At 68.5% G+C, this 22397-nt stretch carries 18 protein-coding genes; 13 read left to right on the top strand and 5 right to left on the bottom strand.

The genetic code is table 11. From position 1 onward, the window contains the following. Nucleotides 1–91: 91 nt before the first annotated feature. From BJY22_RS24380 to BJY22_RS24350, 7 genes are all read left to right on the top strand, one after another. The gene (locus BJY22_RS24380; protein ID WP_337758920.1) at nucleotides 92–1366 is read left to right on the top strand and encodes an MFS transporter; all 1275 of its coding nucleotides are present in this window, start codon (nucleotides 92–94) and stop codon (nucleotides 1364–1366) included. Next, a complete protein-coding gene (locus tag BJY22_RS24375; protein WP_167210485.1) occupies nucleotides 1363–5043 on the top strand; it encodes a nitrate reductase subunit alpha in 3681 nt (1226 codons plus the stop codon). Before BJY22_RS24380 ends, BJY22_RS24375 begins: the two co-directional genes overlap by 4 nt. Next, nucleotides 5043–6704, top strand: a complete 1662-nt coding sequence (gene narH, locus BJY22_RS24370) for a nitrate reductase subunit beta (protein ID WP_167210482.1) — start codon at nucleotides 5043–5045, stop codon at nucleotides 6702–6704. The genes BJY22_RS24375 and narH overlap by 1 nt, the downstream gene beginning before the upstream one ends. Further along, a complete protein-coding gene (gene narJ, locus BJY22_RS24365) occupies nucleotides 6701–7399 on the top strand; it encodes a nitrate reductase molybdenum cofactor assembly chaperone (RefSeq protein ID WP_167210479.1) in 699 nt (232 codons plus the stop codon). The genes narH and narJ overlap by 4 nt, the downstream gene beginning before the upstream one ends. Before the next feature lies 1 nt (nucleotide 7400). Further along, a complete protein-coding gene (gene narI / locus BJY22_RS24360; RefSeq protein WP_167210476.1) occupies nucleotides 7401–8117 on the top strand; it encodes a respiratory nitrate reductase subunit gamma in 717 nt (238 codons plus the stop codon). 96 nt (nucleotides 8118–8213) lie between these two features. Next, nucleotides 8214–9188 (top strand): Acg family FMN-binding oxidoreductase, encoded by a 975-nt coding sequence (locus BJY22_RS41820; RefSeq protein ID WP_167210473.1) that lies wholly within the window; start codon nucleotides 8214–8216, stop codon nucleotides 9186–9188. Between the two features lie 19 nt (nucleotides 9189–9207). Beyond that, complete coding sequence (locus BJY22_RS24350) at nucleotides 9208–9690, top strand: GyrI-like domain-containing protein (RefSeq protein ID WP_167210470.1); 483 nt, start codon at nucleotides 9208–9210, stop codon at nucleotides 9688–9690. A 40-nt stretch (nucleotides 9691–9730) separates the two neighbouring features. Here BJY22_RS24350 and BJY22_RS24345 read toward each other — a convergent pair whose 3' ends face one another. Both BJY22_RS24345 and BJY22_RS24340 read right to left on the bottom strand, forming a co-directional pair. Further along, entirely contained in the window at nucleotides 9731–10852 is a 1122-nt protein-coding gene (locus BJY22_RS24345; RefSeq protein ID WP_167210466.1) for a DUF2157 domain-containing protein, read from the bottom strand. Between the two features lie 171 nt (nucleotides 10853–11023). Further along, nucleotides 11024–11887 (bottom strand): FG-GAP-like repeat-containing protein, encoded by an 864-nt coding sequence (locus tag BJY22_RS24340; protein ID WP_167210463.1) that lies wholly within the window; start codon nucleotides 11885–11887, stop codon nucleotides 11024–11026. Between the two features lie 307 nt (nucleotides 11888–12194). Between BJY22_RS24340 and BJY22_RS24335 the strand changes: the two genes are divergently transcribed. The 3 genes from BJY22_RS24335 (at nucleotide 12195) to BJY22_RS24325 (ending at nucleotide 17238) form a co-directional block, all read left to right on the top strand. Further along, complete coding sequence (locus BJY22_RS24335) at nucleotides 12195–14597, top strand: glycoside hydrolase family 65 protein (protein ID WP_202891243.1); 2403 nt, start codon at nucleotides 12195–12197, stop codon at nucleotides 14595–14597. Nucleotides 14598–14725: 128 nt separating this feature from the next. Beyond that, the gene (locus tag BJY22_RS24330) at nucleotides 14726–15619 is read left to right on the top strand and encodes an ABC transporter ATP-binding protein (protein ID WP_167210460.1); all 894 of its coding nucleotides are present in this window, start codon (nucleotides 14726–14728) and stop codon (nucleotides 15617–15619) included. Beyond that, complete coding sequence (locus tag BJY22_RS24325) at nucleotides 15616–17238, top strand: ABC transporter permease (RefSeq protein ID WP_167210457.1); 1623 nt, start codon at nucleotides 15616–15618, stop codon at nucleotides 17236–17238. Before BJY22_RS24330 ends, BJY22_RS24325 begins: the two co-directional genes overlap by 4 nt. Nucleotides 17239–17410: 172 nt before the next feature. On the opposite strand, the gene BJY22_RS24320 is transcribed toward BJY22_RS24325, so the two are convergent. Genes BJY22_RS24320 through BJY22_RS24310 form a run of 3 tightly spaced genes read right to left on the bottom strand, consistent with a single transcriptional unit; the run spans nucleotide 17411 to nucleotide 19872 of the window. Continuing rightward, nucleotides 17411–17869 carry a hydrogenase maturation protease gene (locus BJY22_RS24320; protein WP_337758912.1) on the bottom strand — a complete coding sequence of 153 codons (459 nt, stop codon included), beginning with the start codon at nucleotides 17867–17869 and terminating at the stop codon, nucleotides 17411–17413. Nucleotides 17870–17890: 21 nt separating this feature from the next. Next, nucleotides 17891–19141 (bottom strand): nickel-dependent hydrogenase large subunit, encoded by a 1251-nt coding sequence (locus BJY22_RS24315; RefSeq protein WP_202891242.1) that lies wholly within the window; start codon nucleotides 19139–19141, stop codon nucleotides 17891–17893. Between the two features lie 41 nt (nucleotides 19142–19182). After that, nucleotides 19183–19872: an NADH-quinone oxidoreductase subunit B family protein gene (locus BJY22_RS24310; RefSeq protein WP_202891241.1), complete on the bottom strand. Its 690-nt coding sequence runs from the start codon at nucleotides 19870–19872 to the stop codon at nucleotides 19183–19185. Nucleotides 19873–20038: 166 nt separating this feature from the next. Here BJY22_RS24310 and BJY22_RS24305 point away from each other — a divergent pair, with 166 nt between their 5' ends. From BJY22_RS24305 to BJY22_RS24295, 3 genes are read left to right on the top strand one after another with little or no spacing between them, the layout of a single operon-like run. Next, nucleotides 20039–21124, top strand: coding sequence for a 4Fe-4S dicluster domain-containing protein (locus BJY22_RS24305; RefSeq protein ID WP_167210452.1), 1086 nt, complete (start codon nucleotides 20039–20041; stop codon nucleotides 21122–21124). Continuing rightward, nucleotides 21117–21554, top strand: coding sequence for a Crp/Fnr family transcriptional regulator (locus BJY22_RS24300; RefSeq protein ID WP_167210449.1), 438 nt, complete (start codon nucleotides 21117–21119; stop codon nucleotides 21552–21554). The genes BJY22_RS24305 and BJY22_RS24300 overlap by 8 nt, the downstream gene beginning before the upstream one ends. Beyond that, the gene (locus tag BJY22_RS24295) at nucleotides 21547–22368 is read left to right on the top strand and encodes an FAD/NAD(P)-binding protein (RefSeq protein ID WP_202891240.1); all 822 of its coding nucleotides are present in this window, start codon (nucleotides 21547–21549) and stop codon (nucleotides 22366–22368) included. The genes BJY22_RS24300 and BJY22_RS24295 overlap by 8 nt, the downstream gene beginning before the upstream one ends. The last annotated feature ends 29 nt before the right edge of the window (nucleotides 22369–22397 follow it).

Here is a 22397-nt window from a genome sequence, read left to right as displayed (position 1 = left end):
CGATGTCTTTCGGGCCCGGCCGCAGCAACGGTTTACCGAACTGCGGCCTGGGCACGTCGTCCGTATCGGCCGGAAAGGGAGCACGAGGACCGTGGACCGAAGGAGTGTCGCCGGAGCGGGTGCCGAGGTGGACTCGCGTCATCGCCGAACGGGATCGCCGTGGGTGATGCTCGCCGTCGCAACCGTGGGATTCGCGGTCAACTTCTGGGCCTGGGCGCTGCTGAGCCCGCTCGGACCGCTGTTCCGGACCGAGGGCACCCTCGGCCGGCTGTCGGAGTCGGACGTCGCGCTGCTGGTCGCCGTACCAGTCGTGGTCGGGTCGCTCGGCCGGATCCCGGTCGGTGCGCTGACCGACCGGTACGGCGGACGCCTGATGTTCCCGTTGGTGTCCGCCGCGACGATCGTGCCGATCCTGTTCATCGGGTTCTTCGCCCTCGATTCGTACGCCGCACTGCTGATCGGCGGGTTCTTCCTCGGCATCGGCGGCACCACCTTCGCGGTCGGCGTTCCCTTCGTGAACGCCTGGTTCCCGCCGCAACGCCGCGGGCTCGCGGTCGGTGTCTTCGGCACCGGCATGGGCGGTACGGCGATCAGCGCCCTGACCACAGTGACGCTCTACAGCAACGCCGGTCACCGGATCCCGTTCCTGATCACCGCCGCAGCGCTCGCGGCGTACGCCGTCGTCGCCTGGCTGGTACTGCGGGACGCGCCGGGGCGCGCATCAGCCCAGGGCTCACTGATCAGCCGGCTGGTGGCGAACGCACGGCTCCCGATCAGCTGGCAGGCCTGCATCCTGTACGCGGTCGCGTTCGGCGGTTACGTGGCGTTCTCGGTCTATCTGCCGTCGTACCTCAAGACCGCCTACGACCTGAGCGCAGCCGACGCAGCGAACCGGATGGCCGGGTTCGTCGTGATCGCCGTGCTGATGCGGCCCGCCGGCGGATGGCTGTCGGACCGGTTCGGTCCGATTCCTGTGCTCGCCGGCTGTTACGCGGTCGTCGTCGTGGGCGCAGCGATCGCTGCCACCACACCGCTGCTGGAGCACGTCGGCACCGTGGCCTTCCTGTCGATGGCGGCCGCGCTCGGCGGCGGCAGCGGCGCGACGTTCGCCTTGGTTGCCAAGGTCACCGATCCGGCCCGGGTCGGCGGTGTCACCGGACTCGTCGGCGCCGCCGGCGGTCTCGGCGGGTTCGTACCGCCGCTGATCATGGGCTACGTCTACGGCCGGACACAGTCGTACGGCATCGGCCTGACGTTGCTGTCGATCACGGCGGCCTTCACGCTGCTGCTCACCGTGACCGTCGTCAGAAGAACTGCCAACTCGATAGCCCGCACCGGACAGGCGATCAGCGAGGAACCCGCATGACCACTGGGGAACGGCCGGAACGCACAACCGATGTCGGACTGGACGGAGGTCTCACCGAAGCACTGGTTCGAACGCGCCGCTACTTCACCAGAGGCAAGGTCTCTGACGATCTGCGGACGCTGACCAAACAAGGCGGGCGTGGTGCCGACGACTTCTACCGGGACCGCTGGAGCCACGACAAGGTCGTCCGCTCGACGCACGGCGTGAACTGCACCGGTTCCTGCTCGTGGAAGGTGTACGTCAAGGACGGCATCATCACCTGGGAGACGCAGCAGACCGACTATCCCTCGGTCGGCCCGGACAAGCCCGAGTACGAGCCCCGCGGCTGCCCGCGCGGCGCCGCCTTCTCCTGGTACACCTACTCTCCCACGCGCATCCGCTACCCCTACATCCGCGGCGTCCTGCTCGACCTCTACCGCCGGGGCAAGGCAGAGTACGGCGATCCGGTCGAGGCGTGGGCACACATCGTCGACGACCCGGAACTCGCACAGCAGTACAAGTCGGCTCGTGGAAAAGGCGGCCTCGTCCGCGCCACCTGGGAGGAAGCGACCGAACTCGTCGCGGCCGCGTACGTGCACACCTTGAAGAAGTGGGGGCCGGACCGGATCGCCGGCTTCTCCCCCATCCCGGCGATGTCGATGGTGTCGCATGCCTCCGGAGCCCGGTTCACCTCATTGATCGGCGGCACCATGCTGTCGTTCTACGACTGGTACGCCGACCTCCCGGTGGCCTCGCCCCAGGTGTTCGGCGACCAGACCGACGTACCGGAGTCCGGCGACTGGTGGGACGCCGGCTACCTGATCATGTGGGGCTCGAACCTTCCGGTCACCCGGACCCCGGACGCGCACTGGATGGCCGAGGCGCGGTACCGCGGGCAGAAGGTGGTGGCTGTCGCGCCGGACTACGCGGACAACGTCAAGTTCGCCGACGAATGGTTGCCCGCGGCACCTGGTACCGACGGCGCGCTGGCGATGGCGATGGGCCACGTGATCCTCAAGGAGTTCTTCGTCGACCGCGAGACGCCGTACTTCACGCAGTACGCCAAGACCTACACCGACCTCCCGTACCTGATCCGCCTCGACGAGACCGACGGCACCTACCGCCCCGGCAAGTTCCTCACCGCGGCGGACCTGGGGTCGCACGAGGAGAACGCAGCGTTCAAAACCGTCGTCCTCGACACGACCACCGGCGAGCCCGTGGTCCCGAACGGCTCCCTGGGCCACCGCTTCGGCGAAGCGGGCAAGGGCAAATGGAACCTCGATCTGGGCACCACCGACCCACTCCTCACAGTGCTGGGCGATCAGAGCGTTCCGGTGAGGCTGCCGAGATTCGACGCCGCCCAAGGAGACGACCTGCTTCGCGGTGTGCCGGTACGCCGCGTCGGCAAGCATCTCGTCACGACGGTCTACGACCTGCTGCTCGCGCAGTACGGCGTACCGCGCCCCGGGCTACCTGGTGAGTGGCCGGCGTCGTACGACGACCTCACGCCGTACACGCCCGCCTGGCAGGAGCGCATCACCGGCGTACCGGCATCCGCGGCCGCCCGCATCGCGCGGGAGTTCGCGCAGAACGCCGAGGACTCCAAGGGCCGGTCGATGATCATCATGGGTGCAGGGACCAACCACTGGTTCCACTCCGACACGATCTACCGCGCATTCCTGGCTCTGACCACACTGACCGGATGTCAGGGCGTGAACGGCGGCGGCTGGGCGCACTACGTCGGCCAGGAGAAGTGCCGGCCGATCACCGGCTGGGCGCAGCTCGCGTTCGGGCTCGACTGGTCACGGCCACCACGACAGATGATCCAGACGGCGTACTGGTACCTGCACACGGACCAGTTCCGCTACGACCAGTTCGGCGCGGACACCCTGGCCGCCAAGACCGGGGAGGGACTCCTCGGCGGAAGGACGACCGCCGACCTGATCGCGCTCAGCGCGCGGCTCGGCTGGATGCCGTCGTACCCGACCTTCAACCGCAATCCGCACGACATCGCCGACGACGCGCGAACCGCCGGTCGTCCGGTGGGCGAGCACGTCGTCGATCAGCTGAAGTCAGGCGCGTTGCGGTTCGCGTGCGAGGACCCGGACGCGCCGGAGAACTTCCCCCGCATCCTGTCGGTCTGGCGCGCCAACCTGCTCGGCTCGTCGGCCAAGGGCAACGAGTACTTCCTGGAGCACCTGCTCGGCGCCGGCTCCTCGCTGCGTGCCGGCGAAGGTGTCCATCCCCGAGACGTCGAGTGGCACGACGAGGCGCCACGCGGCAAGCTCGATCTGCTGCTGACACTGGACTTCCGGCAGACGAGTACGACGCTGTTCTCCGACGTCGTCCTGCCCGCCGCGACCTGGTACGAGAAGCACGATCTCAACACCACCGACATGCACCCGTTCGTGCACTCGTTCAACCCCGCGATCGCACCGCCGTGGCAGACCCGGACCGACTGGGACGCGTGGCAGACGATCGCGGAGAAGTTCAGCGAGCTCGCCGCGACCCACCTCGGCACACGCCGCGACGTGGTCGCCGTACCACTGCTGCACGACACCCCGGACGAACTCGCCACTCCGCACGGCGTCGTCCGCGACTGGAAGGCCGGCGAGTGCGAGCCGATCCCCGGCGTCACGATGCCCAAGATCGTCGAGGTCGAACGCGACTACTCCGCGGTCGCGGCCAAGATGTCCGCGCTCGGCCCGCTGATGGACACGCTCGGCGCCACGACCAAGGGCATCACGTACGACGAGACCGCGTCGGTCGACTATCTGCGCGCCAAGAACGGCACCGTCCGCGGTGGTCCCGCCGACGGTCGGCCGTCGCTCAAGCGCGACATCCACGCCTGTGAAGCGATTTTGGCCCTGTCAGGCACGACGAACGGACGGGTCGCGACCGAAGGCTTCAAGACCCTCGAGGCCCGCGTCGGGAAGCCGCTGCACGATCTCGCGGCCGAGCACGGGGGCAAGCAGATCACCTTCGCCGACACGCAGGCCGCGCCGGTCCCGGTCATCACCTCACCGGAGTGGTCGGGCTCGGAATCGGGCGGGCGCCGGTACTCACCGTTCACGATCAACGTCGAACGGCTGAAACCCTGGCACACCCTCACCGGCCGGCAGCACTTCTTCCTCGACCACGACTGGATGGCCGAGCTCGGCGAGAACCTCCCGGTCTACCGGCCGCCGCTCGACATGGGCGCACTGTTCTCGGAACCGGCGATCGGATCGATGACCGAACTCGGCGTCACGGTCCGGTACCTCACTCCGCACAACAAGTGGTCCATCCACTCCGAGTACCAGGACAACCTGTTCATGCTGTCGCTCAGTCGCGGTGGGCAGACCATCTGGATCAGTGACAAGGACGCAGCGAAGGCAGGAATCGCGGACAACGACTGGATCGAGGCGGTGAACCGCAACGGGGTCGTCGTCGCCCGGGCGATCGTCTCGCACCGGATGCCGGAGGGCACGGTCTACATGCATCACGCGCAGGACCGCCTCATCGACGTACCGCTCGCCGAAACGTCCAAGAAGCGCGGCGGGATCCACAACTCGCTCACCAGGCTCTTGATCAAGCCGTCCCATCTCATCGGCGGGTACGCGCAACTGTCCTTCGCGTTCAACTACCTCGGCCCGACGGGGAACCAGCGCGACGAAGTCACCATGATCCGCAAACGCTCGCAGGAGGTGACCTACTGATGCGAGTGATGGCGCAGATGGCGATGGTCATGAACCTCGACAAGTGCATCGGGTGCCACACCTGCTCGGTGACCTGCAAGCAGGCCTGGACCAACCGGAGCGGGACCGAGTACGTCTGGTTCAACAACGTCGAGACGCGGCCCGGCCAAGGGTATCCGCGCACGTACGAGGACCAGGAGGAGTGGAAGGGCGGCTGGGCCCTCAACCGACGCGGACGGCTCACGCTCAAGGCGGGCGGCCGGCTCAAGAAGCTGCTGACGATCTTCTCCAACCCGAAGCTGCCGTCGATCCACGACTACTACGAGCCCTGGACGTACGACTACGCCAACCTCACCGATGCACCGGCCCAGGAGCACACACCGGTCGCACGTCCGAAGTCGCTGATCTCCGGCGAGAACATGAAGATCTCCTGGTCGGCGAACTGGGACGACGACCTCGGCGGATCGGCCGCAACCGCGGAACACGACCCCGTTCTCAAGAAGATCGGCGACAAGGTCAAGTTCGAGTTCGAGCAGACCTTCATGTTCTACCTGCCGCGGATCTGCGAGCACTGCCTCAACCCGTCCTGCGCCGCGTCCTGCCCGAGCGGCGCGATCTACAAACGCACCGAGGACGGCATCGTACTGGTCGACCAGGACCGGTGCCGCGGCTGGCGGATGTGCATCTCCGGCTGTCCGTACAAGAAGGTCTACTTCAACCACCGCACCGGCAAGGCGGAGAAGTGCACGTTCTGCTTCCCGCGCATCGAGGTCGGCATCCCGACGGTCTGCTCCGAGACGTGCGTCGGCCGGCTGCGCTACATCGGCCTCGTCCTGTACGACGCCGACCGGGTCCTCGAGGCCGCGTCGACACCCGACGAGCACGACCTGTACGAGGCTCAGCGCGACGTGTTCCTCGACCCGTCCGATCCCGTCGTACAGCGTGAAGCCGAGCGGGCCGGGATCCCGCACGACTGGGTCGAGGCAGCACAGCGCTCGCCGGTGTACGCGTTGATCAGCCGGTACAAGGTCGCCCTGCCTCTGCACCCTGAGTACCGCACGATGCCGATGGTCTGGTACATCCCGCCACTGTCTCCGGTCGTCGACGTGGTGCGCGAGACCGGCGAGGACGCCGAGCGCAAGGACAACCTGTTCGCGGCGATCGACGCGCTACGGATCCCGATCGAGTACCTCGCCGAGCTCTTCACCGCCGGTGACGTGGCACCGGTCGACCTCGTCCTCAGGAAGCTCGCCGCGATGCGCTCGTACATGCGCGACATCAACCTCGGTCGCGACCCCGACGCCTCGATTCCGGCGGCCGTCGGCATGGGCGAGGAGGAGATGTACGACATGTACCGGCTGCTCGCGCTCGCCAAGTACGACGAGCGCTACGTGATTCCTCCTGCCCACAGCGAGCAGGCCCACGCACTGGAGGAACTGGCCACCGAGTGCGCCCTCGACTACGAGGGTGGTCCCGGGATGGGCGGATCCGGGCCGTTCGGCGAGGGTTCCGGTACTCCGACGCCGATCGCGGTCGAGAACTTCCAGATGCTCAAGGACCGCCAGTCCGCCGACACCGTCGCCTCTCCCGCCGACAAGGAGGCCCGGGTGAACCTGCTCAACTGGGACGGCAAGGGCACACCCAGCGGCCTCTTCCCCCCGAAATCCGACGAGCCGCAATGAGCCGCCCGACACCTGCGCTGCCCGCGCATCAGTTGACCATCGTCTGGCAGACAGCCTCGCTCCTGCTCGACTACCCCGACCAGGCTCTCCCCGAGCGCCTCGGCCTCACCCGGCAGGTTCTTCACCACCTCCCCACCGACCTCGCCGAACCCCTCGGCGCCACCGTCGAACAACTTGCCGCCGGCACCCTTTCCGACCTCCAGCAGCGGTACGTCGAGACGTTCGACAACCGTCGTCGACACAACCTGTACCTGACGTACTTCGCCCACGGGGACACCCGCCGCCGCGGCGTCGCGCTTCTGCGGTTCAAGCAGACGTACCTGCGATCCGGGTTCATCCTCGACGAGTCCGAGCTGCCCGACCACCTGTGCGTCGTACTGGAGTACGCCGCCACCGTCGATCAGCAACTCGGCTGGGAACTGCTACTCGACCACAGAGCCGGGCTCGAACTGCTCCGCCTCGCCCTCGCGGACGCCGGCTCCGCCTGGCACGGCGCCGTACACGCGGTGACAGCGACCTTGCCGGCACTGCGCGGCGACGACCTCGAGGCCGTCCGGAAACTCGCCGCCGAGGGCCCGCCGGCCGAGGAGGTCGGGCTGACGCCGTACGGCACGCCGCAGCTCGACGCCGCACTGGCCGACGCGAGACCGGACCGACCCGTCGACCTGCCGATGCCGACCGTGCGAGGAGCCTGAGATGGACCAGTTCCTGTGGGTCGTCGTGCCCTACATCTGTCTGACCGTGTTCGTCGTCGGCCACTTCTGGCGGTACCGCTACGACAAGTTCGGCTGGACCACACGGTCCTCCCAGCTCTACGAGGACCGGATGCTGCGGATCGGCAGCCCTCTGTTCCACTTCGGCATGCTCGGTGTCGTCGGCGGCCACGTGATCGGCCTGCTGGTACCGGAATCCTGGACCGCAGCCGTCGGCGTCACCAAGGAGATCTACCACGTCGTCGCCGTCGTCGGCGGAATGATCGCCGGCCTCATGGCCCTGGCAGGCCTCGCGATCCTGATCTATCGCCGCCGCACCGTCGGACCGGTGTTCTCGGCCACCACCCGCATGGACAAGGTCATGTACGCCTTCCTCGGCGCAGCGATCGTCCTCGGTATGTGGAACACGATCGCCGGCTCCATCCTGTCCGTCGGCGGCCACTACGACTACCGCGAGGGTGTGTCGGTCTGGTACCGCTCGTTCCTCGCCTTCCAGCCCCAACCCGAGCTGATGGCCGATGCACCGATCGGCTTCCAGCTACATGCACTCGTCGCCTTCGCCCTGTTCGCGCTGTGGCCGTTCACACGCCTGGTCCACGTCTTCAGCGCCCCCGTCGGCTACCTCACCCGCCCCTACATCGTCTACCGCAGCCGCGACCGCCAACTCAGCGGCCACTCCCCCCGCCGCGGCTGGGACTGAAGGGCCGAAAGGCCCATCGGGTCGGGACCGTTCGCCACTGCCGGTCAGGCTCCGACCGCGAGAGGCTGCAGGCATGGTGAGCGGAAGGAGACACCCGTGAGCACGACGCAGTACCTCACGAAGGACGAGGTGGGCATCCTGCTCACCGCAGCCGCGCACGCGCCGTCGATGCACAACGCACAGCCCTGGCGATTCGACATCCAGGACTCGGTCATCGACGTACTGCGTGACGCCGAGCGCACCTTGCCCGCCGCAGACCCGGCCGGGCGGATGACCTGCGTCGGACTCGGTGCGGCGGCGTTCAACCTGCGCGTGGCCGCAGCCCTGCTCGGCCATGAGACGACCCTGGCGTTCGAACCGGATCCGGCCGTGCCCGCCGTTGCCGTGCGTGTCTTCCTCGCCGAGCGCAGGGTCCCCGTTCCGGGCCTGAGCTCGCTGTACAGCGAGGTGGGCCGACGACACACGTACCGCGGACCGATGCTCGACACTCCCGTGCCGCCTGAGGCGCGGCAGAGGCTGACGGCGGCTGCACAGGCCGAAGGCGCCCAGCTCCATTGGCTCGACGGACACCAGCGCACGGAGCTCAGCCGCATCCTGGGCATCGCGAACGAGCGGGACGTCCACGACGAGGACCGGCTGCACGAACGCATGCACTGGATCGGCGGCGAACGCGACGGTGACGGAGTACCTGATACCGCACTCGGACCGCGGGCGGAGGCACCAGCCGCGGTACGTGACCTGGGCGCCGGGTTCGATCGGGCCGATCGCGGCAGCGCGGTATTCGAGCGGAAGCCGGCGATCGCGGTACTGACGACCGTCGCCGAGGACAGCCACGCCTGGATCCGGGCCGGCCTCGCCCTTCAGCATGTCTTGCTCACGGCAAGCTCCTACGACCTGGGCACGTCGTTCCTCAACCAGGCGCTCGAGTACGCCGATCTCCGCGACGAGGTCCGCCAACTCACCGGCCACACCACCTGGCCACAGCTGATCATCCGCTGCGGCTACCCGGCGCACAGCTCGGATCATGCCCCGCGCCGTCCGTGGCAAGCCACTCTCGGCGAATGGCACTGACCTGATCGGAGGCTCAGACATGCACACCGAGTCACGAACAGTTCCGGCGCAGCGCACCGCAGTCATCCGAGCGACACTGCGCCGCGCGGAGCTGAGCACATGGTTCCCGGCGGCTCTCGACCACGTCGCGGCGTACCTGCGCAGGCACGACATCGCCCCGCGCGGCTTCCCGTTCGCTCGCTATCACGTCCGGTCGGCGCACCGGTTCGAGGTGGAGACCGGTTTCCCCGTCGACGCCCTCATCGTGGGTGACGGCACCGTCCAGCCCTCGTCCCTGCCGGGCGGCACTGTCGTCGTGGCGTGGCATATCGGTCCGTACGACGAGCTGGGCGAGGCGTACGAGGCCGTCGACGAATGGCTGAAGGACGCGCACGCCATCCGATGCGGCGACGCCTGGGAGGTGTACCACGACGCACCCACCCGCGACCCGCACTTTGCGTGCACCGAGGTCGTCCAGCCGTGCCGCCTCACCTCTGAACTGGAGCACGCCGCCCGCAGGTAGGCTCGCCGGCGCGCCACTGTCCCGCGTCCAGCTGCGTTCGTCAGGTCAGGCCCCAGGCCAGGATCACGGCGGTGACCCCGGCAGCGACACAGGCACTGGAGATCAGCGCGGCGCCGGCCGGGACTGTGTAGGCGCGGCGTTGCGCGGTAGCCGAACCTCCTGTCCGGCGTCTGGCGATCCAGACGGCACCCACCACCAGCAGTCCGCCGACGACCAGGAGCACGACCGCGGCCGCCAGCTCGCCCGGGAACCACTCGTTGATCGCGATCGGCAGGAACTGCAACGCTCCCCAAGCCCCCACGGCAAGGATCAACAGGTCTCGGGCCAGGACCGCGAGACACAGCAACGCGGTGATCGTCGCCAGCGCAAGCACGATCCCGCCGTCGGCAGGCATCGTCATGCCCGGGCCGACGATCACAGCGATTCCACCGAACAGCAAGGCGGCCCACCGCGGCCGTACGACACGCCCCCAGCCGAGCAGGAACCAGATCGCGCCGACGCCCCACACCGCAATCCCCGGCAGGTGGTCGACCTCCAACTGGGCGGCCGCAGCTCCGGCTACGCCCGCCAGACCGACGACCACAGGAGCTTGCTGTACCACTGTCGGCAACTGCCACCACAGCACCGCGGCGAGCGCTGTGGTCCCGGCGAACACCAGGAGTGCGAGATCCGCGTCGTACCAGCCGAGCACCTCGTCGCCGAGTATGCCGAGGAAGCCGGCCGTGGACAGCGTCGCGCCGATCCAGAGCGCGGCGTGCATCCGCACGGCGGCCTCGCCGAGCCGCGCAGGAACGGCGAACCCGGCGCCCAGCAGCAGAACCGCGGCCGCGCCGACGACGACCAGATGACCGGCCGCCGACAGGTCGTCCCAATACTGCGATGCGAGCAGCACGGACGCGATCACGATCATCAGGCTGCCGAGATAGCCGAGTGCCTCGATCGCGATCGAAGCCTGCCGGCGCTCTGCCGGTGCCACCACAGGCGCCGGTGCCGGGGTCGAGGTCGGCGTCGGCGTCGGCAGAACAGTCAAGGTCCGCGGACGCATAGCGCCGAGGTCCGCGCGCATCCGCGCGGCCTGCTCGGGCGTGATCACACCTGTCGCGACCCAGTGGTCGAGCAGGGCCGGCAACTCGGCCGGACGTGACGCCAAGAAGTGCCTCATACGACCACGCTGCCCCCACCCGGTTCGGCTCGCCAGGGACTTACGGCAGTACCAGCCCAGGCCTGTCGACTCCGCGGATCCGGCGCGGATCAGCCGCGCGGTCGCTCCCGGTGCGGGGTATCGGCCGGGGATACCGGCCCGCACCACCTCGTGACGCGGGCCGGTCCGGTGTCAGGCGGTGATCGCGGTCATGCTGTTCCAGCCTGAACCGACGAGCACCGGCGGCAGGATCCATCCGCCGGTACCGCTGCCGCGGTACATGTACAGGTATCCGCCGGCGTTGCGGACCAGCAGGTCGACCTTGTCGTCGCCGTTGAAGTCCCACGGCGTCACGATCGCCGTCAGGTTCTGCCAGCTGCTCCCGATCAGGGTGCGGCCCGGCAGCCAACCACCCTTGCCGTCGCCGCGGTACAGCCACAGGTTCCCGTCCCCGTCGCGAGCCGCCACGTCGACGAAGGTGTCACCGTCGAAGTCGCCGGGTCCCCGCAGCGACGTCATGGCGTTCCAGCCGTAGCCGTATCCCACCCGCGACAGGAAGCTCCCCTTGCCGTCGCCCGGGTAGAGCCACAGCTGCCCCGTGCTCTGCCGCGCCAACAGGTCCATGTGCCCGTCACCGTTGAAGTCCCCCGGTCCGAAGACGGACGTCATCGCGTTCCAGCCGCCCCCGAAGCGCTTCCAGTACAGCCAACCGCCCTTGCCGTTGCCGGCGTACAGCCGCAGGTACCCCGTGCTGTCCACCGACATCAGATCCGCGTTCCCGTCCCCGTCGAAGTCCCCCGGCGCCAGGATCGCGGTCATGGCGTCCCAGCCGTAGCTGTAGCCGATGCGTGGCAGCCAGCCCGCGGCACCGTTGCCCGGGTAGAGCCACAGCCGGCCGGCCGCGTCGACCGACAGGACGTCCGAGTTGCTGTCACCGTTGAAGTCGTTGTCCTTGACGACCAGAGCAGCCGATGCGGCCGTTCCCGTCGTCTTCTGCTCCGCAGCGGATGACACCGAAGTACCGGCGAGCAGCAGGCTCACACCTGCCAGCAGCACCAGTCCCGCTCGTCCTCCAAGGCGCAAGCGTCCGCGCATAGTGGATCCCCCTCGTTCCTCGATCCGACGGCAGTTCGCACAGCGACGCTTCCGTCGCACTCAGCGACTGCCCTTCGGGGCCCACCAAACCGGACTAGCGCATATCCCCATAGGGCCAAAGGTCCCTCCGAGACGGCCCGCAAGTCCCTGCCAGGCGAGCATCGCGCGCAGAGCGCACCCACAAGCCCCGAGACCGTCCGCCGAAGAGTTCGGTCCGGCAGGACCTTCGGCTCTACACCGGTCGTGGAGCACGGCGCACAGTCGAGTCATGAGCGTCGTGCCTGAGTGGACTCTCGCCTTCAGCGGTTACGACCCGGCCGATGAGTGCCGGCGGGAGGCGCTGTGCACGACCGGCAACGGGTACGTCGCCACCCGCGGAGCCTGGGCAGGCGCCGTCGCCGGTGACCACCATTACCCGGGAACGTACCTGGCCGGCTACTACAACCGGCTGACCGACACCGTCGACGACCTGGACGTCGAGAACGAGAGCCTGGTCAACCTGCCCGACTGGCTGCCCCTCACCTTCGCCGTCGACGACGGCGAGTGGTGGACGCCGGACAGTTGCGAGGTTCTCGAGTACGCCCTCGAAGTGGACGCCCGGCGCGGCGTCGTCACTCGCCGGTTCCACCTCCGCGACACCGCCGGCCGGGAGCTTCGCGCCGTCGAACGCCGCTTCGTCAGCATGGCCGACCCCCATCTCGCCGGCCAGACCCTCACCATCACGGTCGTGAACTGGTCCGGCCGGCTCCGTATCGGATCCGCGGTGCGCGGCAACGTCACGAACTCCGGCGTCGAGCGGTATCGCAAGCTCTCTACGCACCACCTCACCGACCTACGATCCTCGATTGCCGACGGGGATCTCCTGGTGACAGCGACCATGAGCCAGTCGCGCCATCGGGTCTCGGTCGGCACCAGATCCGTTGCCTCCCACAACGGATCACCGCTGGAACACTGGACCACGTCCATCGACACCACGTCCGCCTACGCCGAACTCACGGTCGATGTGACGGCGGGTGACGTCGTCGGCGTCGAGAAGGTCGCAGCGATCCATGGGTCGCGTGACGTCGGGATCTCCGAACCCCAACTGGCCACGCAGCTCGCGTTGGACAACGCTCCATGCTTCTGCGATCTGCTGGAGGCACATGTCCTGGCGTGGTCCCAGCTGTGGCGCAGATTCGAGGTCGATCTCGAGGAGACGTACGACGGAACGCTGCCCGCACTCCGGCTGAACATCTTCCACCTGCTGCAGTCGGTCTCGCCCCACAGTGTCGACGCGGACACCGGCGTGCCGGCGCGCGGACTGCACGGTGAGGCCTACCGCGGACACGTCTTCTGGGACGAACTCTTCGTGTTCCCGGTCCTGACGCTCCGCATCCCCGAACTCACCCGCGCCCTGCTCCGCTACCGGCACCGCCGCCTGCCGGCCGCCCGGCTGGCGGCATGGCAGATCGGCCTACCCGGCGCGATGTACCCCTGGCAGTCCGGCAGCGACGGCCGCGAGGAGAGCCAGCGCCTCCACCTCAATCCGCTGTCCGGTCACTGGACCGAGGACGCCAGTTTCCGGCAACGACACGTCGGTCTGGCCGTCGCCTACACCATGTGGCAGTACGTCGAGACCACCGGCGACCTCGATTTCCTCAGCGACCACGGCGCCGAGGTGATCGTCGAAGTCGCTCGATTCTTCGCCCACCTGTCCGAATACGACGCCACGCGCGATCGCTACGTGATCAAAGGTGTGGTCGGCCCGGACGAGTTCCACACTTCGTATCCCGGCCGGCCGAATCCCGGCATCGACAACAACGCCTACACCAACATGATGGCCGTCTGGCTCTTCGGAATCGCTGCCCGCGCCCTGGATCGCCTACCCGCCTGGCGCCGGATCGAACTCGTCGAGTCCCTCGGGCTCCGGCAGGAAGAGCTCAACCACTGGGACGAGCTGACCCGCCGCCTCTACGTGCCCTTTCACGACGGCGTGATCAGCCAGTTCGAGGGATACGAACAACTGGCCGAGCTCGACTGGCCTCGGTACCGCGCGACGTACGGCGACATCCGGCGGCTGGACCGGATCCTCGAGGCCGAAGGCCACGACGTGTCGGCGTACCAGGTCTCCAAGCAGGCCGACGTACTGATGCTGCTCTATCTGCTGCCGCGCCGGGACCTCTACGGCCTGATGGAACGGCTCGGGTATCCGCTGTCCGCCGACGTCGTCCGCAAGACCGTCGAGTACTACCTCGCGCGCACATGCCACGGCTCGTCGCTCAGCGCCATCGTCCACGCCTGGGGTCTCGCGACCCTGGATGCCGACCGCGCGCTCGCTTTCCTCGAGCAGGCACTGCACAGCGACGCCGGCGACGCACAGCACACGGGAACCACTGCCGAGGGAATCCACCTCGCCGCCATGGCAGGCAGCGCCGACCTCATCCAACGCTGCTTCACCGGCCTGACGATGACCAACGACGTCCTGCGCTTCCGCCCGCGCTGGCCGGCCAAGCTCGGCACGCTCCGAATGGTGCTTCGCTACCGCGGTCACCGACTGGTCGCCGAGGTCTCGAGCACTGCAGTCACGGTCACCGTCGATCCCGGACCAGGCCCCGCCATCAAGGTCCGCTGCTACGGGGACAGCCGATCGCTCAGACCGGGTGACACCCACACCTGGGTCGCCCGCGACTGAGGAGAGCCCTCACCCGACCTAGTCCGCCAGGGACCAATGGCAGCACGACGCCGGGCCTGTCGCCCCTGGGGATCTCGGCCGGCTCGGGGTGAGGTGGAAGGTGGACTGCTTCGGACGAGGTGAACACCATGGCCGCTCTTCGCGTTTCCGGGCTCGTGAAGGACTTCGGGACGACCCGGGCTCTCGACCACCTGAATCTGACCGTTTCCGAGGGCGAGGTGCACGGATTTCTCGGTCCGAACGGAGCCGGGAAGACCACAACGATCCGGATACTGCTGGGTTTGCTGCGCCGTACCGCCGGAGACGCCGAACTCCTGGGCGGCGATCCATGGCGGGACGCGGCCAGGCTGCACCGGCGGCTCGCCTACGTACCGGGCGAGGTCAGCCTCTGGCCGAACCTCACCGGTGGCGAAGTGATCGACCTGCTGGGCGAACTCCGCGGCGGCCTGAACGAGGTCCGTCGCAAAGACCTGCTGGAACGTTTCGCACTGGACCCGACCAAGCGGTGCCGTACGTACTCGAAGGGCAATCGGCAGAAGGTGGCGGTGGTCGCGGCGTTCGCCTCCGATGTCGAGTTGTACCTACTCGACGAGCCGACGTCCGGCTTGGATCCGCTGATGGAGACAGTGTTCCAGGACGTCGTCCACGAACTCCGCGCGGACGGTCGAACCGTCCTGTTGTCCAGCCACATCCTGTCCGAGGTCGAGGCCTTGTGCGACCGAGTCACCATCGTCAGGTCCGGCCGCGCAGTCGAGACGGGGACCTTCGACGAACTGCGGCACCTGACCCGCACCACCGTGACCGCGGTCACCGCCCGCCCCGTCAACGGGCTCGCCGCACTGACCTGCGTGCATGATCTGACCAACGACGGTCAACAGATCCGTTTCACCGTCGATCAAGGCGAGATCAACCACGTGCTCGAGCATCTGGTGGCTCTCGACGTCCAGTCGATCACCAGTACGCCGCCGACGCTCGAGGAGCTGTTCCTGCGCCACTACGACGACATGGCTGGTGCGCGATGAACGCTCTCGCCGGCACCGTACGGCTGACCCACCTCGCGCTGCGACGTGACCGGCTCACGTTGCCGATCTGGATACTCGCGCTCGCCGGATTCCTGTCCGCGACCACCGCGCTGTGGGCGTCCGAGCTCAGCAATCACGCGGACCTCGTGCAAGACACCGAGGTCGCCGCCGGCAGCGCCGGGATACGCATGCTGGGCCTGGCGTCGGGCGCCACGATCGGTGCCTACGCGATGGTGCGGGACTTCCTCCTGCTCGCCGTACTCGCCGCGCTGATGAGCACCTTCGCCATCGTCCGGCACACTCGGCAGGGCGAGGAGACGGGCCGGGCCGAGCTGGTCGGCGCCGCCGTGGTGGGCCGTGCCGCAGCACTCGCCGCCGCGATGATCGTGACCGTCGCAGCGAATGTCGTCCTTGCGCTGCTCTTGGCGCTCGGCCTGATCGTGACCGGGCAGCCTACGGCTGGTTCACTCGTCGCCGGGGCGGCGGTGGCGGGTGTCGGCATCGTCTTCGCAGGCATTGCCGCAGTCACGTCTCAGCTTGCATCAACCACACGCGGCGCGAGCGGTATGGCCGCCGCCGTACTCGGAGTGTCGTTCCTGCTCAGCGGAGTCGGCAATATGGCCGGTCAGGTCGACTCCACCGGACTGACGGTCCACAGTGCCTGGCCTTCGTGGCTTTCGCCGATCGGTTGGGGTCAGCAAATGCGACCCTTCGGCGGCGATCACTGGTGGCCGCTCGTTCTGGCCGTGGTCTTGACCGGCGCCTGCGTCGCCCTGGCCGGCGTACTGGTGTCCCGGCGCGACTTCGGCTCCGGGCTCGTTCCGCAGCGCGCCGGACCCGCACGGGCGGGTCGCGCGCTGCGGAGCCCGTTCGGCCTCGCGTTCCGGCTGCAGCGCGGCGCCCTGCTCGGTTGGGCAGTCGCGATGCTGGGCTTCGGTCTCGTGATGGGTGGCCTGGCAGCGCAAGTGCGGGACAGCACCGGTGCCTCTCGCGACTGGTATCTCGAGACCGGTGGCACTGAGTCGATCGTCGATGCGTACCGCGCCTCGATCCTCCAGATGGCCGGTGCGGCGGCCGCGATGTACGTCGTACAGGTCCTGCTCCGTCTCCGGACCGAGGAGGCCGACGGCCCGCTGGAGGTAATCCTGGCGACCGCGGTCGGCCGAATCCGCTGGGTCGCAGGTTACGCCGTCACCGCGCTGCTCGGCGCGATTGCGCTGGTGCTGTTGTTCGCGCTCGGCGTAGGCACGACAGCAGGCGGCACACTCGGAGATCCCGCTCGACAGATCGCACGGGTCGTCGGCCCGGCCCTGGTGCAGTTGCCGGGGATCCTGGTCATCGGCGGCGTGGTGGTCGCGCTCATCGCCGTCCTCCCCCGGTACGCCGTCGTGGCTTCGTGGACCGTGATGCTCTGGTCGATCCTCGCCGGGCCGTTGTTCGGACCGGGGCTGAACCTGCCGCAGTGGGCGCTGAACTCGTCGCCGTTCACCCACGTTCCGAAGGCACCTGCCGTCGAGATCACTGTCCTTCCCGTCTCCGGACTCCTCGCCGCCACAGCCTCCATCACGCTCGCGGGCCTCCTCTGGCTTCGCCACCGCGACACGAAGCTGCCGGCCTGAGAGCCGACAGCCCCTCCCGGGAGGTGACCTTCGGCCCTGCGGTGCGGCGGTGTTGCGAGGTGTACTGATGGTGAGCGAGGGAAGCGAGGCACAAGGGTACGGAGTAGCGGTTTCCCCAGCCGTTCACCGTACATCTCGGCCCGCTGCAGTAGCGGCGGTACGCTTCCCCCGCTCATTCACGCGATCGACTCAGCTCGGTCACCACGGCGTCGACGAGGCGGGGTAGCGCGGCGGCGACCGGTGCCGAGAGATCGGTGCCGAAGGTGACGTCGGCGGCCTCGACCGCGTAGACGACGAGTCGGTGCGGCAGACGGTCCACGGCTCGTGCGAGCCTCAGCGCGTCGGGGATGCCGAGGCTGTGTGAACCGGCCGAGTGCGGACGTCTCTCGAGGCCGGGATCGTGCTGATGCTCGTGGATCGGTACATCGGTGCGGTAGAACTCACCGGGTGCCGACGGTTCGCAGAGCACGGCGTCGACGACGATCGCGAGTGGAACGCCGGCCCAGTCGTCGATCAGGCGCGCAGGTTCGCCGTCCGAGACGAGCAGCGTCACACCAGGCAGCCGACGGTCCTCGAGGGCGGCGACGAGAGCGGGACCGATGCCGTCGTCGCGCCGGTACTCGTTGCCCACCCCGATGACGACGGAACGTCGTCATCGCCGCTCCACGGTGAGGTCGAGGAAATGGGTCGAGCAGGAGATGCACGGGTCGTAGTTGCGGATCGTCCGCTCGCACAATCCGGCCAGCGCCTCGTCGTCGAGGTGCAGGTTGGCCGACACGATCCGCCGCAGGTCGTCCTCGATCGCGGCCTGGTTCTGCGCCGTCGGCGGCACGATCGTCGCCGACCGGACCAGGCCGTCGGACCCGATCCCGTACCGGTGGTACAGCAGACCCCGGGGCGCTTCGCTGACGCCGTGACCTACCCCGTCCCGGGCCGGTACGGCGACGTACGACGGCTCTGGTGGCTGGTACTCCTCGATCAGCCGGAGCGCCTCCTCGACGGCGTACACGGTCTCGATCGCCCGGACCACGATGCTCAGGAACGGATTGCGGCACATTTCCCCGAGCTCTGCGTCTGCCGCGAGCCCTGACGCCAGCGGTGACAGCTGTTCGTGATTCAGTGTGTAGCGTGCCAGCGGCCCGGTCAGGTACCGGCCCCCGTCGAGGCCGGCGTGCAGCGCGGTCGAGTGCGGCACGTGCTCCTCGACAACGTGATTGCTGAAGGCATCGACCGCGAAGTTCGGCCCGGCGCTGCGGCGTACCGACGTACCGCTCTCGATCGCGTAGCGCGCCGGGTCGTGGACAGCGAGCAGCTCATGCTCCAGCTCAAGGTCGGGGAAGTCGAATCCGGCCACCCAGTGCACTGTCGCGATCGCGGCGTCGAGCGCCGGACGCAGCTGCTCGGCCAACCGATCCAGCCGAGCGCGACCCGGTGCCGAGTAGAAGCCACCGACGCGGACGTTGATCGGGTGGATCGCGCGGCCGCCGACGAGTTCCAGGATCGCGTTGCCGGCCTTCTTCAGCAGCAGCCCGCGCTCGACGATGTCGCGATGATCGGTCGCCAGGGCGATCACGTCCGGATAGCCGAGGAAGTCCGGTGCGTGCAGCAAGTAGATGTGCAGCGCATGGCTGGAGATCCACTCGCCGCAGTACAGCAACCGCCGCAGCTCGCGGATCGCGCCACCGACCTGTATCCCGCACGCGTCCTCGATCGCGTTGCAGGCACTGGTCTGGTACGCGACCGGACAGATGCCGCAGATCCGGGCGGTGATGTCCGGCGGCTCGGTGTAGCCGCGTCCGCGCAACAGCGCCTCGAAGAACCGCGGCGGCTCGTAGATCTGCAGGTCCGCGCGCTCCACGACACCGTCCCGCACAGTGACATGTAGCGCACCCTCCCCCTCCACCCTGGCCAGCGAACTCACCTTCAGCTGTCTCGCCCGGTGACTCACGACGACCAGCCCTTGGTTGCCGCGTTGAAGGTGAGAAACACCCGATCGACCTCGCCCTCGCTCATCCCGGCTTCGCGAAGCCGCGGAATCAGGGCCGCCACATTGGGCTTCGCCATCGGCCCGAAGCAGCCGAAACAACCACGCCGGTACGCCGGACACAGCGCCCCGCACCCGGCCTGCGTGACCGGTCCGAGGCACGGGGTGCCCTCCGCCACCATCACGCAAGTCAGGCCGCGCCGCTTGCACTCGGTGCACACGGAGGTGTCCGGCAAGTCCGGCTTGCGACCGGCCAGGAACGCGGTCAGCACCTCGAGCAGTTGCCGCCTGTCGATCGGGCAACCGCGCAGCTCGAAGTCGATCGCCACATGATCGGCGACCGCAGTCGAAGTGGCCAATGTCTCGATGTAGTCCGGCCGCGCGTACACCACCGACGCGAACTCCGCGACGTCACCGAAGTTCCGCAAGGCCTGGATCCCACCGGCGGTGGCACAGGCACCGATCGCGACCAGTACCCGCGACTCCGCCCGGATCCGCCGGATCCTCTCCGCGTCGGCGGCAGTGGTGATCGAGCCCTCGACCAGCGTCACGTCGTACGGCCCCGGCTGGACCGCGCTCGACGCTTCCAGGAAGTGGGCGATCCGCACCCGCCCGGCCAGCGCGAGCAGCTCGTCCTCGCAGTCCAGCACGGTGAGCTGGCACCGTCACACGAGGCGAGTTTGAAAACCGCTAGCGTCGGAGTGTTCATTCCCGCCAGCACACCAGGTTCCGGCTGCTCCTGCCAGGGACCGACGGCCGCGTCCGCCGGGACCTTCGCCCCTGGGGCCGGTACGCCGGCCCCGGCAGGATCACGCTATGAGCCAGGTGATCGTCGACGATCTCAGCGCCCTTGTCGAGGTGCTGATCGAGGACGGCTACCAGGTGATCGGGCCGACCAAGTCGGACAGCGCGATCCAGTTGGCCGAACTGACCGACGCCGGTCAACTGCCCGCCGGCTGGGGTGTCGAGACCGGTCCGGGGTACTACCGGTTACGGCGGCGCGATGACGACGCGATCTTCGCCCACTCGGCCGGACCGCAGTCGTGGAAGACTTTCTTGCACCCGTCCCGCCGCAAGCTGTGGTCCACCGACGGGAACGGTTCGTTCCGGCCGGCCGACGAGGAGGCGCCGCGGTACGCGCTGCTCGGTGTCCGCGGGTGCGACCTGGCCGCGATCGGGAAGCTTCGCGACGTACTCGGCGGAGGCCGGCATCCGGACGGCTCGTTCCAGGCTCGGCACCAGTCGTTGTTCGTCGTGGCAGTGAACTGCACCGAGCCCGGTGAGGTGTGCTTCTGCGTCTCCATGGGAACGGGTCCGGCCGCTGGACCGGGCGCGGACCTGACCTTGACCGAAATGACCGGCCATTTCCTCGTCGAGGCCGGAACCGACGCCGGACACGATCTCCTCGCCCGGATCGAGCATCGCGACGCCTCTGTGGCCGACACGAACGCTGTATCGGCGGCGATGGACGCGGCCGCGCAGCAGATGGGACGCGCGATGCCGGAGGTCGACCTACGAGCCCTGCTCGCCGGCAGCCGCGAGTCGTCGCACTGGGCCGACGTCGCCGAACGGTGCCTGACCTGCGGCAACTGCACGATGGTCTGCCCGACGTGCTTCTGCACCACCACCGAGGACGTCACCGACCTCACCGGCGACCACGCCGAGCGTTGGCAGCGCTGGTCGTCCTGCTTCGAACTCGACTTCTCCTCAGTGCACGGCGGCAGCGTTCGCAGCTCCGGCGAGAGCCGGTACCGGCAGTGGATCACCCACAAACTCGGCACTTGGCACGATCAGTTCGGTGCCTCCGGCTGCGTCGGCTGCGGCCGCTGCATCGCCTGGTGCCCCGTCGGAATCGACCTGACCGAAGAGGTCGGTCGGCTCGCGGAGTCCGCGGATGTCTAGCGCCGGCCTCTACGACGGCCTCAGCGCCCACGAGCGAGAGGCGCTCCTCCGCACCTCCCACGAGGAGTTCTACGACGACGGCGAGCGGTTGTTCGACGAGGGCGGCTACGCCGGGTTCTGCTGGCTGATCCGGCACGGCCGGGTCGCGCTCGACAGCACGGTTCCCGGCCGTGGTCAGGTGGTGGTCCAGACCCTCGGCCCTGGCGATCTGCTCGGCTGGTCCTGGCTGATCCCGCCGTACCGCTGGCACTTCGGTGCCCGTGCGGTCGGCACGGTCGAGGCGACGGTGTTCGACGGCGAGCAGCTGAAGGCACTCGCGGACCAGGATCCTCGCCTCGGGTACGTGCTGACGCGACACCTGCTGGGTGTCGTACTCGACCGGTTGCAGTCGACCCGCGCGCGGTTGCTCGACCTGTACAGCCATGACTGAACCGATGCTGCCCGTCGGCTACCGGGTCATCGGTCGCACGATCGAGACCCACGACGCGGTCACGCTCGGGCTGGAGCCGGTCGACCGCTCACTGGACCGTTTCCGGCCCGGTCAGTTCGCGATGCTGTATGCGTACGGCGTAGGTGAGATCCCGATCTCGATCAGCGGGATCGGCGACGACGGGACCTTGCTCCACACCGTCCGGTCCGTCGGCGCCGTCAGCCGGGCCCTGCACGAGGCGCAGCCCGGCGCCGTGATCGGCGTCCGTGGTCCGTTCGGTACGACGTGGGCGCCGGAAGATGCCGTTGGCAACGACCTGGTCGTGGTGGCGGGCGGCGTCGGCCTGGCACCGCTGCGTCCCGTCCTACTGGCAGCGCTGGCCGAACGATCGGCGTACCACCGGGTCGTGCTGATCGCCGGAGCGCGGACTCCGGACGATTTCCTGTTCCGCGCCGAGCCGGATGTCTGGGCGGCGAGCGGCGACCTCGACGTCGTGCTCACCGTCGACCGACCCGCCGCCGGCTGGGACGGCCCGGTCGGATTCGTCACCGAGCCGCTCGCCCGGCTGCAGCTCGATCCGGAACGAACCGTCGCATTCCTCTGCGGCCCGGAGCCCATGATGCGCTTCAGCGCCCGCGTCCTGCTTCGTGACCAGGTTCCGGCCGAACGGATCCGGGTGTCTCTCGAACGTTCGATGAAGTGCGGGATCGCCCTGTGCGGGCACTGCCAGCTGGGACCGTTGCTGGTCTGCCGCGACGGCCCGGTCGTCAGCCACACCGTCGCCGGCCCGCTCCTGGCGGTCCCCGAACTGTGAGCCCGCCGATGGTCGACCGGCTGCTCGAC

Origin of the sequence: Kribbella shirazensis (assembly GCF_011761605.1) — a bacterium.
Classification (GTDB): domain Bacteria; phylum Actinomycetota; class Actinomycetes; order Propionibacteriales; family Kribbellaceae; genus Kribbella; species Kribbella shirazensis.
Note: the sequence above shows the minus strand (reverse complement) of the source record. Positions and strands in the feature narration are given on the sequence as shown.